Genomic DNA, 12,798 nt, shown 5'->3' with positions numbered 1-12,798 from the left:
CTGACCGTCGTTCGGCGGTCACGAGCCCGACGGACGGCTGCGTTGCGCCGCCGTCCACCACGTCCCGTCGGCGCGAGCGCCGGCGCCATCCCGCTAGGGCGCAGCAGCGGACGTCGTTTCGCACGCGATGAGCATCTGGCGGAGGCTCGATTCGGTCGCGGCACGGTTGCGCTTCGAACCGACCGACTCGGCGACGAAGCGCGCCTCGCGCTCGACGACGGCGGGGACGGCCGCGCTGATCAACTCGAACCCCTGCGGCGACAGCGTGATGAGCGTGCCTCGCCGATCGTGCGGGTCGGGATGGCGTTCGATCAATCCCGCATTCTCGAGGCGATCGAGTCGTTTCGTCGTGCCGCCCGACGAGAGCATCAGTGACTGCTGAAGATCGCGGATCTTGATCGCGTCGTCGACGGCGCGGCGACGAAGCGTCGCGAGCATGTCGAAGTCGCCGACCGAGAGTCCGTACTCGCCGAGCGTCTCCTCTCGCGCCGCCTCGAGATATCGAGCGAGGCGCAGGATGCGGCCGGTGATGCGGAGACCCTCGACATCGGTCTGCGGCGACCAACCCCGCACCCCGTCGACGATCTCGTCCATGGCGTCGGCATCTCGTTTCTCATCCACGAAACAATCTTACCAGAAAGTCTCTTGACATCGAGCTTTCGGTTGTCGATACTGAATGTCTCACGCCAGCAAGATACTTCTTGGCGTGTTACTTCACGAGAACTGCAACTGGAGGCAGACATGCACACAACACACACCCATCCCGACAAGGTCCTGGTCGTGGCGGCCAGCACCCGCACCGGCTCGATCAACCAGGCGCTGGCCGGTCACATCGCCGAGCTGCTCGACGCTGCCGGACACGCCGAACTCGTCGACCTTCGCCAACACGTCCTGCCGCTCTACGACGGCGACCTCGAAGCCCGCGATGGCATCCCCGCTGCAGCCGTGGCCCTCGCCGCCGAGATCGCATCAGCCGATGCGCTCGTGATCGTGTCACCCGAGTACAACGGCACGTTCTCGCCGCTGCTCAAGAACACCATCGACTGGGTCAGCCGAGTCGACGCAGCGGCGCTCGCCCACCTCCGGATCCTCGTCGCCTCGGCCAGCCCCGGACGGGGTGGTGGCGCCAACGGCGCCGCGATGGTCTGCACCTGGCTCAGGAACATGGGCCTCGACGTCGCCGATCGCACGCTCACCGTCGGCGAGGCGTCGATCGGATCGGACGGGGCGCTCGTCGGCCTCGACGACGTCGCGCTGGACAGCTTCGTCGGCCAGTGCGTCCTCGAACGTTCGACGAACTGAACCGTTCAGGAAGGAACAACCTGCCATGTACGTCCCACCGCAACCCCGCACCCCCTTCGGCGAGGCCGACCGTCGACCGCCACGATCACGATTCGCTACAGCTCGCACCGCCGGCGTCCTCTACGTGATCATCATCGTCTGCGGCCTCTTCGCCGAGCTCGGTGTGCGCTCCCGACTCATCGAGTCGGACGACCCTGCGACGACCGCGCAGAACATCATCGATGCCCCGGTGCTGTTCCGGGCCGGCCTCGCTGCCGACATCGTCATGTTCCTCGCCGACGTCGCCATCGCGGTCGTGCTCTACCAACTCCTTCGCCCACTCGGCCGAACGCTGTCGCTGCTCGCCGCAGCCTTCCGCATGACGCAGACCGCGGTCATCGGCCTGAACCTGCTCAGCATGTTCCAGGCCGTCAGGATCCTCGACGACGCCGACCATCTCGGCGCGTTCGACGACGACCAGACCGCCTCACTCGCGCTGCTCCACCTCGAGGCGCACGAGTACGGCTACATCCTCGGCTTGGCGTTCTTCGGCGCCAGCACGCTGACCGTCGCCTACCTCGCGCTCACATCAGGACAGATGCCGAGACCCCTCGGCGTGTTGCTCTGCCTCGCCGGCACCGGCTACCTGATCGACACGTTCAGCCACTTCCTCGTCGCCGGCTACGACGGGTCGGCCTCGCCGATCATTCTGGCCCCGGCCCTGATCGCCGAGGTCTGGTTCGCACTGTGGCTGCTCACGAAGGGGCGCCGGCTCGAACGACTCGCCGACGAGACCAGCACGGTCGGCGGGGTCGACGTCGGAAGCCATCACATGGTCGGAGCGACGTCGTGAGTCGGCAGACGTCGGTCCTGCTCGCCCCGAGCTCGTGGTCGCCCGACCACACAGACAGGCTCACCGACAGCGACCTCTTCGACGCTGCGTCCCGTCTCCTGTCGTCATCGAGCGCCGATGCGAACTCGTTCACGCTGCACGCTCCACTCGAACTGATGGCCCGGGCCCGGCTCCTTCCGCTGGTCAGCCCATCCCGGCGGACGGCAGCGAGACGACGAATCGCCCACATCGCCGAGACCTGGGCCGAGACGGCCGCCACCGCGGCGGCCCCCGCCTCAGGCAGCGAGTCGACCCCGATCGAACGCCCGCTCGACGTGCTGCGAAGCGCTCTGGAAGACGGCGATCCCGATTCGGCCGACCGTGCATTCGTCGCGCTGTGTGCCGCACGGACGCCGGCAGAGATCGTCGGTGACCTCGCCGGCCTCGTCCTCGGGCTCCTCGGTGGGGCCGCCCACGGAGCGATCTTCCTCGAACTGCTCCCCCAGTTCCGGCCGACATCCGGCATCAACCCGGCGCTCATGGGCCGCACCGTGATCGGCGACATCGCAAGGCACCCTGACTGGCGGCTTCGGTGGCTCGACGAACCGAGCCCAGCACCGTCCGATGCCTCGCTGTTCGAACGTCTCACGTCGCCGCGTGCCGAGGGCCGCCCGTCGAGTCACTTCGTGCAGCCGACCATGGCCCTCGTCGACGACACGGGGCTCGCCCACCGGGCGTTGGCCGACGTGACCCAGCACCTGACGATCGATCAGGCACGCCGCGAGTTGCTGCCGATCGCCGCCATGTCGATGCTGCAAGACGACCCGGCCAACGCTCCGTACGGATGGACTCACTGCCTGACCCTGCCCGCTGCTGCACTGGCCATCGGCGACCGGACCGACGACCCGCAGCGCGCCGTCGACGTGGCGGCCACCTTCGTGCTCGGCTTCCGAGCGACGCAGAGCTCGACCGCGATCGACCCGAGCTGGGCTCCCGAACCTCCGCAACGCTTCATCGCCGAGGTGGAACGGCTCCACCCGGGCGCCGCCGCCGCGACGACATGGCACGCCGACACGGCAATGCGGGCGAGCATCGTCCAGCGCCTCGTCGACCACGCGGCGACTCATCGCGACGCGCACCTGGTGAAGTACACGCTCGCCTGTCTCGACGCCGCCGAACACGACCCCTCCAACGAACACCTCTTCCTCGCTGCGGCGGCATTCCTCGCCGCGTGGTGGAACGAACACGATCTCGCCGAAGGAGCGACGACATGAACATCACCATCTTCGGAGCGACCGGCCAGGTCGGTCGACGCGTTCTCGACGAAGCGATGCTTCGAGGCCACCAGGTCACCGCCGTGTCGCGCAGCGCGGTCGCACACGTTGCAGTCGACTCCACCTCCTGGGAGACGGGCGACGCCCGTGTGCCCGATGACGTGGTGCGTCTCAGCCGTGGACGAGACGTGGTGATCAGTGCGACCTCGGGGCCGCGCAGCGGCGGTGACGAGCTGGCCATCACCGCCGACGCATTGCTCCGTGGCGTCACCACTACCGGTGCTCGACTCATCGTCGCCGGTGGTGCCGGCCCGCTCGTGGTCCCCGGTTCCGATGGACGACTCGTGCTCGACGATCCCCGCTTCGTTCCGGAGCCGATCCGTGGCGTCGCCCGCGCTTGCGTCGACCAACTCGATGCGCTGCGGCGCAGCTCGGGAGTCGACTGGACCTACTTCAGCCCCTCCGCCGACCTGTTGCCGGGAGAACGTACCGAACGATTCCGCGTCGCCCGGGACGAACTGGTCGTCGACAGCGACGGTGCATCGACGATCTCGTTCGAGGACGCTGCCGTCGCGATCCTCGACGAAGTCGAGCGCCCGAAGCATCAGCGAACCGTGTTCACCGCCGGGTACTGACCTCGGTCACGGATGAACGAAGCATTCATCGGATCCTTCGCGAATCCTTACATACGAGGCGTACGTTCCGATCGTGTTCCCTCGACGACGCAACTCCAGTCGATACAGACAGGCGCTGAAACGGCGTCCGGTTCGGTCGTTCGCGACGGTGGGAGTGCTCACCATCACGGCGGGGTGCGGCGACGACGATGCCGCGGTCTTCGACGGCGCGCAGATTCCAGCCGTCGTTCCGGCGGACGACAGCGTGCCGACGAGTTCCGCCGACGACGAATCCGACGGCTCCGACCCGGGCGCTCTGTCGACCGGGCAATCGACGACGACCGACGATGCCGCAACGCCCGCATCGACTCCCGCCGAGCCAACCGCGCCGGACGACGGCGAGGTCGCCGCGTCCGCCCTCCCCACCGGCGGCGAGTTGCTGGTCGAGTTCACGTTCGCCCCGACGTCGTCGGGGGAACGGATCCACAACCCGTACATCGCCGTGTGGATCGAGGACCTCGACGGGAACCTCGTCGACACGATCAGCCTCTGGTACGAGACCGGCGGACGCGGCTCGCGCTGGCTACGGACGCTTCGACAGTGGAGCGATCTCACCGAAGAGGTGGTCGACTCGACCTCGTCGGGTGCCACCCGACCGGCGGGCACGTACACAGTCGCCTGGGACGGACTCGACGCTGACGGAGCCGCCATCGCGCCGGGGACGTACCAACTGTTCGTCGAGGCTGCCCGCGAAGACGGTCCGTACGAGTTGTCGAGCACGCTCGTCGACTTCGACGGCTCCGAATTCGAAGCCGTACTCCCCGACGACGGCGAGCTGACGAACCTGACTGCGCGGGTCGTGGCGTGACCGCACTCGACGATCCGCTGCTCGCGACGCGCCCATCGGAGCGTTCTGCCGGACCCGTTCACCAGCGTCCGGCTCCATCGAGATCGACGGCCTCGCGCAGCGGTCAGAAGTGGTCGCGGCTCATCCACGTGTACGCGAGCATGATCGCGTTCACGGTCGTGTTGCTGTTCGCGTTCACCGGGTTGATGCTCAACCATCCGACGTGGACGCTCGGCGACGAGGCGAACATCACGGTGTCGACCGGCGAGTTGCCGGTCGAGCTCTACCTCGACGATGGTGCGCTCGACTACCTCACGTTGTCGGAGTTCGCTCGCAACGAGTTGGGAGCGAACGGCGAGGTCACGTCGTTCGGCGAGGCCGGCGGATCCGCTTCGATCGTTTACGCCAACCCTGGCTACACCGCCGACCTGGTGGTCGACATCGAGACGTCCACCTACGAGTTCTCGGCCGAGCAGCAGGGTTGGGTGGCGGTGTTGAGCGACTTCCACACCGGCACCGACACAGGTGGTGCGTGGTCATGGGCGGTCGATGCTGCGGCCATCTTCTTGATCGTCGTGTCACTGAGCGGCATCGTGCTGCAGTTCTTTCTGCGCAAGCGCCGTCGCTCCGCCTACGTCAGCGCCGCCGCGGGCAGCGCGATCATCGTGGGTCTCATCGTCGTCGCACTCATGTGACCCTGCCGCTCTCGCCGACCCGTCGCGCTCGCCATCGAACATTGGCGAGAGTCGAGTGATCAGCGAGCACGGCCATGACCGCAACGCCGGCCGCGTCGGCGGTCGGGACGATCTCGTCCGGGCCGGCAAGCGCGAGCGCTGTCGCCCACGCGTCGGCGGCTTCGGCCGAGTCGGCGATCACGCTGACCGACGCGGCGCCATGCGCGGGCTGCCCGGTGCGAGGGTCGATGATGTGCGAGAACCTGTGGCCGTCGATCTCGACACTTCGCCGAGCGCTGCCGCTGGTGGCGAGTCCTCCGCGGCCGAGGATCACTCGGTCGACGGGCGCTGCGTTGTCGTAGGGGCGGAACGGGTCATCGATCGCGATCACGGTGTCGCCCGGTCCGGCCCGAGCGATGTCGCCGCCGGCGCTCACGACGATCGCTGCGTTCGGCGCGGTCGCCTGCGCCGCGCGCAGTGCACGGTCGACGATCCAGCCCTTTCCAAATGCGTGCAGATCGAGGTCGGTGCAGTCGCCGACGCGTCGCACCTCACCGTCGTCGGTGATCTCGTACCCGGGCTGGGCGAGCAAGCGCCGCGCTGCGTCGACCTCGCGGTCCGCTGGCACGTGCCCAGCGGCGGCCGATCGACGCCACAGCTCGGTCAACGCTCCAGCGCGGGGATCGAGCGCCCCGTTGGTGCGCGTCGCCCACCAACGCGCGCGAATCAGGAGGCCGGCGAACTCGTGCGGCATGTCGTCGCCGGTCAACTCGTCGCGCTTCCAGCGCTCCAGCGCGCTGTCGTGTCGATGGCGACTGAGCATCGCTTCGAGCCGGTCGATCTCCGCCACGACGAGCGAGTCGACTTTTCGCGCCAGACGGGCATCGGCGCGCTCGACCGTGACCGCCACGACCGTCCCGAGCAAGGGACTGTGCGTGAACACCTCTCGGTTGCCGGCAACGCTCGATCGTTCAACCATCGAGTTCGAGTGTGGCCTGTTCGGTCACGGCGATCCGGACGTCGACCGATTCTGCGTCAGGGACGGCGAGCGCGAGCGCGCTGCCCAGGTCGTCGAGGTCGCCAGGGCCCGACGGCCCACTGAGCACGATCGTTGCGACGGGGCCGCCGACGTCCACCGAGATCACCTCGTAGTCACGGTCGCCGATCCACCGTTCGATGGCTGCGGTGGCGCGTTCGGACGTGACCGCGTCCTCGTTGACCGCCGCCGTGTTGATGACGAGCGCGGCGAACACCACGACTGCGACTGCTCCGAGGCCGATCGTCCACCAGTCGAGCGTCCATCGGCGCTTCGACTCAGCTGCCGCCGCTCCCGTGACAAGGAATGTCAACGCTCCCATCGCAATGATCGCCATCGCGTTGGCACCGAAGAGCAGGAACGCTCCGATGGCGTCGTCGGCAGCGCCGAGTTGCGCGGTGATTCCGACCACCGCGAGGGGCGGAACGAGGGCGATGGCCACAGCGACGCCCGGCAGCGCGTCGGACACGTCGCGACGCGACAGCGCATACGCGCCGGCGGCACCCGCAGCGAGAGCGATGACCAGATCGAGCAGCGTGGGTGAGGTGCGCGAAACGATCTCGGCGTTGGACGCCACGTCGGTGCCACTCCCGAACATCGCTGACATGAGGTAGCCGACCCCGATCGCCACGGCCGTGCCGAGCAACGCCACGAAGCTCTCTCGACGCAGTTCCTCGGTCAATCCGACGACCAGCGACAACGACATGCCCATGAACGGCGTGAGCAGCGGTGCCACGAGCATCGCGCCGATGACCACCGCCGTGGAGTCGGCGAGCACGCCAAGGGAGGCGATCGCCGAGGCGAACGACATCAACACCACGAACCGGAACACCCGCGACCGCCAACCGGCCCCCGTGTAGAGCACCTTGTCTCGAACCGGTTCGCCTGCCGCTGCGTCCGACGCCCGCTCGATGATCGCCCTCGCGCCGCGATCCATGATCTCGCCGAAGCGATGCTTCGCCGACAGTTCACTGTCGCGCCGAGCACGGGCCAGCCCCGTACCGGCGACGACGACAGCGAGTGCGCCACTCACACCGAGCGCGAGCGACAACAGTTCGCGGTCGTAGTAGACGAACAACGTGGCAGCAGCGACGAACACGCTGAACGCCGCCGCACTCGCGAGACGACCGAGTCGGCCGAGTACCCATCGCGAGGCGAGCGCGCCGACGATCACGACGACGATGCCGCCGACGCGCGTGACCGGTTCGATGAAGCGGGGTCCGTCGAGTCGCAACAGCACCCCGCCGACGATCGACACGATGCCGAACGGGAACAGCCGCCAGTGCCGTCCACGCCACGAGAAAAAAGAGAGGGTGGCGCCCGCGAGGACGAGCGCGGTCGCGATCCGCTCGGGAGGACGTTCGCTCGACGGTGCGGTCGCAGCGATCAGCGCGGCGACACCGATGGCGGCGATTCCCCAGACGACCGGCACCGACCACCATCGGCACGACGGCTGGTCGGCAAGGTCCGGCATCGGTCCGGACTCGGTGGCGTCAGCGTTCGACGAGTCGATCATGGGCCTGCAGGGGCGAACGAGAACACGGACATTCGGCGGACGGTAGATCATCACCCTGTGAGAACTCTGGGAACTGCTTCCGAGTTCTCGGCCTCGACGGCAATGGCGCGTGCCCGACATGGTCCCGCCACGTCTCTCGATCCTTTGTTTCTCTTTCGACGCTGCGACACGTCGCTTTACCCGGTGACACGAGCGTGGTGGATGTCGACAACGACATCGCCGGAGACTCCGGCTCGATCCAACCGAAAGGGAACACCATGAACAAGAACCTCACCCGTGCAGTGCTGACCGCAGCGATCGTCGCCGGTGGCGCCGTGAGCGTCGGCAGCGTCGTGGCCCAGGCCAGCGATGACGGCATCGCCGACACCTCGACGGAGCCGGTCGGGCTGCAGACGCTCGACGACGTGACGGTCGACGACACCGACGGCGAGCAGCGCGACGGGCGCGGCTGCAACGACGATGCCGTGGCAGAAGCGCTCGGCATCACCACCGACGAACTGAGCGTCGCTCAGGAGTCGGGGATGTCGATCGCCGACATCGCCGCGGCGCAGGGCGTCGAGATCGATGCGGTCGTCGACGCCATCGTCGACGGGAAGGCCGAGCGACTCGATGCGAAGGTGGCCGCCGGTGACCTCACCGCCGAGGAGGCTCAGGAACGTCTCGACCGGGCCGAAGACCGCGCGCTCGACCGTGTGGTCGGCGACGAGACCGAGAGCTGATCCGACAGCGTCCGCGATCCTTACCCTCCTCCCCCATCTCCCGACCGGTGGCGGCGTCGTTCCTCGTGAACGGCGCCGTTCCGCGAGCCGGCCCGTTCAGAGGGGCAGGGCGGTCGAGCGCTTCACGACCTTCATCGCGAGTTGCGAGGTGAGTTGTTGGACGTGCGGCAGCGTGGCGAGCACGTCCATGTACAGCGTCTCGAACGCAACGGCGTCGGCGGCGACGACGCGGAGGAGGTAATCGGGCTGGCCCATCATCCTGCTGGCCTCGGTGATGTTGGGAGCGTCGGCGATCGCTGCTTCGAAGTCGAGCATCGTGGTGCGGGTGACCTCGCGCAGCGTCACCCACACGAGCGCCTCGTAGCCGCTACCGACCGCATCGCGATCGAGCAGCGCGACGTAGCCCGTGATGAGGCCCGTCGCCTCGAGGTTGCGAACGCGTCGGAGGCACGACGACGGACTCAGTCCGACGATCGCCGCCAGCTCGTTGTTGGCGATTCGACCGTTGACCTGCAGTTGGTGGAGAATTGCACGATCGACGTCATCCATGACCGTCGATTCTACGATCAGCCGTGATCGGCGCGAACTACGCCAGCGGCTACCAGGTCCGTCGTGCAAGAGTGGGCCGCATGGAGTCGACGTACGACGTGGTCTGGCCGAAGTCCCCCCGAGGTGTGCAGCAGACAGCGCTCGCTCCTCGCCTCGACACGCTCGACGGCAAGCGTGTCGCGTTCCTGTGGGACTTCCTGTTCCGTGGCGACGAGGTCTTTCCGGAGGTCGAGGCCGAACTGCGGCGCCGCTTCCCGACCGTCGACATCGTCGGCTACGACGAGTTCGGCAACACGCACGGTGCCGACGAGAAGGAGATGGTCGCCGGGCTCGCGGAGGGGTTGACGCATCGACACATCGATGCCGTCGTCTCCGCCATGGGGTGTTGAGGCAGCTGTACGCCCGCCGTGATGCGGGCATCCATCGCAGCTGAAGCAGCCGGCATTCCCTCGGTGTCGATCGTGTGCGAAGGCTTCGTCACCCAGGCCGCCGCGACCGGTCGCGGGCACGGCTTCGACGGCTTGCCGCTCGCCGTGCTCCCCGGCCACGTCGACGCGCAGTCGAGCGACGTACTGCTCGCCAACGTGCGCGAGATCGCCGTCGATCGGATCGTCGCCGGCCTGACCGAACCCGTCGCGGTCGGCGACGCCGAGGTTGCCGAGCCGAGCGCGCTCGACGTCGCCGCGTCGGGGACGATCGACGAGATCTATCGGACGTACCTCGCGCACGGCTGGTGCGATGGCATGCCCTTCATCCCGCCGACCCGCGAGCGCGTCGACGACTTCATCGCGGTCACGGCGCACGACCCGTGGAAGCGACTCGGCATCGCCCCGTCGTCGGGTCGCGACGTGACGATCTGGTCGATCGCGGTGAACGCGGTGATGGCCGGGTGCGAGCCGGCACACCTCCCGGTCCTCATCTCCGCGGCACAGATCCTGCTCGATCCGCGCTACGGAGCAGAGCACTCGGGCAACACGACGGGCGCCGACGCGTTGATGATCGTGTCGGGTCCGTCGGTGAACGACCTCGGCTTCAACCACGGCCAAGGTGCGCTGCGCGACGGGCACCACGCGAACACCACGGTCGGTCGTTGGTTGCGGTTGTTCCTGCGCAACGTATTCGGCTTCACTCCCGACGAACACGACAAGGCGACGTTCGGCAACTCGGCCCGCGTCGTCCTCGCCGAAGACATGGACGCCCTCGCCGAGATCGGCTGGGGACCGCTCGCGGCCGACTTCGGTTTCGACCGCACCGACGACGTGCTGACGATGGCGCGCTTCAACTCGGGGGCGATCGTCGGCAGCGTCTTCGGCTCGTCCCCCGACGAGGTGGTCCCCTACCTCGCCGACGGGCTGGCGCGGATCAGCGGATGGGATCTCACCCACGTGTACGGGTTGGGCCAGGCCCAGTATCGACCGCTGCTCGTCGTGTCGCCGATCATCGCTCGCATGTTCGCCGCCGCCGGATGGTCGAAGAACGACGTGCGCGCCGCACTGTTCGAGCACGCGCGCATCCCGGCGTGGCGTTTCGAGAAGCTGATCGGCGAGTGGAGCAACCTCACCTCGGGGCGCCGCACGCTCGTCGAGTTGGCCGATGCCGGCCACGTGCCCGCCGTGTTCGCCGAGTCGGGCGACCCGGACCGCCTGGTTCCGATCGTGACCGACCCGTCGAAGTTCGCCATCGCAGTCGCTGGCGATCCGACGCGGACCAACGCGTACGTGTTGAGCAACGACGGGCCGCACGGCGACTGGACGGCCCGCACGATCGACCGGTCGACCTCGACCGACCTCGTCTGCGGCATCTTCTGACGGCGTCCGAAGCCGAGGAGGTCGCGTCGTGCCGAGTCGCGTCGGCCTCGACGCGACTCGCGGGCCCTGGCGCGTCGTCAGCGCGGCCGCAGGACCGCCTGGGTCTGGGTCACCTTGGCGACGAGTCGTTGCTCGTGGCGGATCTCGGTCTCGACGACGATCGTGGTCGACCCGACGTGGAGCGGCGTCGCTGTCGCCACGACCGAGCCCTCGGTGACGCCGCCGAGGAAGTTGGTCTTCGATTCGATGGTCGAGGTGCCCGTGGCTCCCTCGGGGAGATTGAGGAACGCCGACGCTCCACCCGCCGAGTCGGCGAGCGCCATGAGCGCGCCACCGTGCAGGAGGCCGCCGCTCGTGCAGAGCGCGTCCGTCCAGTCCATGGTGAGTTCGACGCGCTCTGGCGTCATGGCCATCGCGGAGATGCCGAGCGTGTCGCACAGTGGCATCGCGCTGCGGATGAAGCTGGTCGCATCGGTGCTCTCGGTCATGGGTCCTCCGTCTCGTTCCGAGCCGATCGCCCGGTCACCCATCGACGCTAGAGATGCCGGGCACGCCTGTCCAGGCCTCGTGGCCCGTGCTGGCCACGTCGTGTCGTCGGCCGTGCAGCCGACCCGTGTGGCGGATCAGCCGATGGTCTCGTCGGCGGGGTCGGCTTCGGTAATTGCCCGGCCGGCGTGCATGAGCGTCACCGGCCCCGACTCCGACACCACGATCACGATCGAGTGAGGGTCGTCGTGCGAGTAGCGGAGCGCGGACGTGTGACGCATGCCCCCGATCGGGCTGATCGACTGCTCGGCGACCGACGACGGGGCGAGCCGGATTCCGAGCGCGGTCAGCGTGGCCGTGCCGTCGAACACCGCTGCGCCGTCGGTCTGGGAGAGCGCGTGCGCGAGTGCGGCCTCTTCTCCGACCTTGCCGACTCGGAGCGGCGGTGCGTTGTGGATGAGCGATTCGTGTCGATGCGGCGGCACGGCGTGTGGAGTCGGCCGCCAGATCAGCGTCGCCCCGATGCGATGCCCGCCGAGCTTGTGGATCGCGAAGCGCAGGAGTGGGCGCACCCCACCGACCGGGAGGTCGGGAGCGACGGTCGAGAGGCGCGCGATCCAGGCGTTCATCGGAACGTCGTGGTGCCATCCGGTTCCGTTCCACCTGACCACGCCGGCCGGCCCGAAGACCCGAACCTCACCGGCCGGGTGGCGCTGGATGATGAGCCCGCCGATCGCTGCCTGCAGCCCGACCAGGTCGTGTTCGTCGGACATGTTCCGATCGAAACATGCGAGCTGGTCGACGGCGTCGTCGGTCCTGACGCCGAACGACGTCACCCCATCGGCGAAGCGGCGAGCGAACTTCAGATCGAGGTCGTGAGCTCCGATGAGATCGACCGAGGTGTGGAGTGCCGCCGATGCCGAGACGACGTCGGCGATCGGGCCGGGAGGGAGCAGCACGCCGTACGACGGGACGCGTCCTTCGTGCAGGTGTGGCCGAAGGGCGTATGCCAGCTCGACGAGTGCGATGACCGGATCGGACGCTCCGTCGAGGGCGGGCAAGGCCTCTTCGTTCAGCTCGTCGGCGAGGCGTTGCAGCCGTCCGGGAAGGACGGGCAGCTCGTGGGCATCCCATCGTGTCACGAGCCGACCGTACTGCGGGC

General features: G+C 68.1%; 14 protein-coding genes. 8 read left to right on the top strand and 6 right to left on the bottom strand.

Annotation, left to right across the window (positions count from 1 at the left end; all coding sequences use genetic code 11):
• Window positions 1-93 precede the first annotated feature (93 nt).
• The gene (locus tag YM304_RS02940) at window positions 94-621 is read right to left on the bottom strand and encodes a MarR family winged helix-turn-helix transcriptional regulator (protein ID WP_015440141.1); all 528 of its coding nucleotides are present in this window, start codon (window positions 619-621) and stop codon (window positions 94-96) included.
• A 120-nt stretch (window positions 622-741) separates the two neighbouring features.
• Between YM304_RS02940 and YM304_RS02935 the strand changes: the two genes are divergently transcribed.
• From YM304_RS02935 to YM304_RS02910, 6 genes are all read left to right on the top strand, one after another.
• A complete protein-coding gene (locus YM304_RS02935; protein ID WP_015440140.1) occupies window positions 742-1,302 on the top strand; it encodes an NADPH-dependent FMN reductase in 561 nt (186 codons plus the stop codon).
• Window positions 1,303-1,327: 25 nt separating this feature from the next.
• Entirely contained in the window at window positions 1,328-2,134 is an 807-nt protein-coding gene (locus YM304_RS02930; RefSeq protein WP_015440139.1) for a DUF4386 domain-containing protein, read from the top strand.
• A complete protein-coding gene (locus YM304_RS02925) occupies window positions 2,131-3,387 on the top strand; it encodes a hypothetical protein (protein WP_015440138.1) in 1,257 nt (418 codons plus the stop codon). The genes YM304_RS02930 and YM304_RS02925 overlap by 4 nt, the downstream gene beginning before the upstream one ends.
• The gene (locus YM304_RS02920) at window positions 3,384-4,022 is read left to right on the top strand and encodes an NAD(P)-dependent oxidoreductase (RefSeq protein WP_015440137.1); all 639 of its coding nucleotides are present in this window, start codon (window positions 3,384-3,386) and stop codon (window positions 4,020-4,022) included. The genes YM304_RS02925 and YM304_RS02920 overlap by 4 nt, the downstream gene beginning before the upstream one ends.
• A gap of 148 nt (window positions 4,023-4,170) precedes the next feature.
• Complete coding sequence (locus YM304_RS21850; RefSeq protein WP_162142024.1) at window positions 4,171-4,869, top strand: DUF2271 domain-containing protein; 699 nt, start codon at window positions 4,171-4,173, stop codon at window positions 4,867-4,869.
• Window positions 4,866-5,543 carry a PepSY-associated TM helix domain-containing protein gene (locus YM304_RS02910; protein ID WP_015440135.1) on the top strand — a complete coding sequence of 226 codons (678 nt, stop codon included), beginning with the start codon at window positions 4,866-4,868 and terminating at the stop codon, window positions 5,541-5,543. The genes YM304_RS21850 and YM304_RS02910 overlap by 4 nt, the downstream gene beginning before the upstream one ends.
• On the opposite strand, the gene YM304_RS21845 is transcribed toward YM304_RS02910, so the two are convergent.
• Both YM304_RS21845 and YM304_RS21840 read right to left on the bottom strand, forming a co-directional pair.
• Window positions 5,536-6,501 carry an FAD:protein FMN transferase gene (locus YM304_RS21845; protein ID WP_015440134.1) on the bottom strand — a complete coding sequence of 322 codons (966 nt, stop codon included), beginning with the start codon at window positions 6,499-6,501 and terminating at the stop codon, window positions 5,536-5,538. The two genes, YM304_RS02910 and YM304_RS21845, sit on opposite strands and share 8 nt — an antisense overlap.
• On the bottom strand, window positions 6,494-8,074 hold the full coding sequence (locus YM304_RS21840; RefSeq protein WP_051071284.1) for a DUF389 domain-containing protein: 1,581 nt from the start codon (window positions 8,072-8,074) through the stop codon (window positions 6,494-6,496). Before YM304_RS21840 ends, YM304_RS21845 begins: the two co-directional genes overlap by 8 nt.
• Window positions 8,075-8,331: 257 nt before the next feature.
• Here YM304_RS21840 and YM304_RS02895 point away from each other — a divergent pair, with 257 nt between their 5' ends.
• The gene (locus YM304_RS02895; RefSeq protein WP_154723283.1) at window positions 8,332-8,793 is read left to right on the top strand and encodes a hypothetical protein; all 462 of its coding nucleotides are present in this window, start codon (window positions 8,332-8,334) and stop codon (window positions 8,791-8,793) included.
• A gap of 96 nt (window positions 8,794-8,889) precedes the next feature.
• On the opposite strand, the gene YM304_RS02890 is transcribed toward YM304_RS02895, so the two are convergent.
• A complete protein-coding gene (locus YM304_RS02890; protein WP_015440131.1) occupies window positions 8,890-9,342 on the bottom strand; it encodes an Lrp/AsnC family transcriptional regulator in 453 nt (150 codons plus the stop codon).
• Window positions 9,343-9,365: 23 nt separating this feature from the next.
• Here YM304_RS02890 and YM304_RS02880 point away from each other — a divergent pair, with 23 nt between their 5' ends.
• Window positions 9,366-11,150 carry a UGSC family (seleno)protein gene (locus YM304_RS02880; RefSeq protein WP_273701417.1) on the top strand — a complete coding sequence of 595 codons (1,785 nt, stop codon included), beginning with the start codon at window positions 9,366-9,368 and terminating at the stop codon, window positions 11,148-11,150.
• A 77-nt stretch (window positions 11,151-11,227) separates the two neighbouring features.
• On the opposite strand, the gene YM304_RS02875 is transcribed toward YM304_RS02880, so the two are convergent.
• Together YM304_RS02875 and YM304_RS02870 are read right to left on the bottom strand one after the other, a co-directional pair.
• On the bottom strand, window positions 11,228-11,638 hold the full coding sequence (locus YM304_RS02875) for a PaaI family thioesterase (protein WP_015440128.1): 411 nt from the start codon (window positions 11,636-11,638) through the stop codon (window positions 11,228-11,230).
• Window positions 11,639-11,773: 135 nt separating this feature from the next.
• Window positions 11,774-12,778 (bottom strand): diadenylate cyclase, encoded by a 1,005-nt coding sequence (locus YM304_RS02870; RefSeq protein WP_162142023.1) that lies wholly within the window; start codon window positions 12,776-12,778, stop codon window positions 11,774-11,776.
• Window positions 12,779-12,798: the final 20 nt, after the last annotated feature.

This window comes from Ilumatobacter coccineus YM16-304 (assembly GCF_000348785.1).
Lineage (GTDB): Bacteria > Actinomycetota > Acidimicrobiia > Acidimicrobiales > Ilumatobacteraceae > Ilumatobacter_A > Ilumatobacter_A coccineus.
Note: the sequence above shows the minus strand (reverse complement) of the source record. Positions and strands in the feature narration are given on the sequence as shown.